Source organism: Pseudolactococcus raffinolactis NBRC 100932, from assembly GCF_001591765.1.
Taxonomy (GTDB): Bacteria; Bacillota; Bacilli; order Lactobacillales; family Streptococcaceae; genus Pseudolactococcus; species Pseudolactococcus raffinolactis.
In genome coordinates, this window is the sequence record NZ_BCVN01000114.1 from 1 (window position 1) to 527 (window position 527).

Annotated in this window: 1 protein-coding gene; it reads right to left on the reverse strand. The window is 43.8% G+C overall.

What is annotated here, in order from left to right; all coding sequences use genetic code 11:
- Positions 1–527, reverse strand: a 527-nt coding sequence (locus LRA01S_RS11165) for a phage tail tip lysozyme (RefSeq protein ID WP_255211724.1), incomplete at both ends; no start/stop codon positions are given.

Below are 527 nucleotides of genomic sequence, written 5' to 3' on the forward strand. Positions count from 1 at the left end.
TGTTATAGACGTACCACGTACATTGTCCTTGTGGATATGAACCAGAGCCATCATAGGCTTGACCGCTAAATGATGTGTCAATAGACCAACCACTTGGCACATCAGTTGACATCACACCATTGACAGACTGCCCATTTTCGCTACTAAAGCCTACATGTTCTTTAAGTAAGTCATACCACTTTTGGGCATCATCTTGGAGCTTGTCAGCCTTTGTTTGACCGTCACTAAGTGATACACCCTCATAATATTGTGACCAGTCTAAACTCGCTTGTTTAGGGTCAGTAGAGACGCTCACAAAGTCTTTTGTTCTCTTGTATGCACCGTTTAGTTCAGTAGACATAAGTTTTAACTCAACGTCCATTGACAGTGTTCTACTTTCAGCCTTAGACCAACGATTGCCATTGACCGTATTAGACCAACCAGACCATTGAAAGATACCTGCCACACCACCGCCGATATTTTCGGCTTTAGGGTCAAAGCCTGACTCCCTTTCAGCTACTGCTAAAGCACCACTTGCACCTTGAATG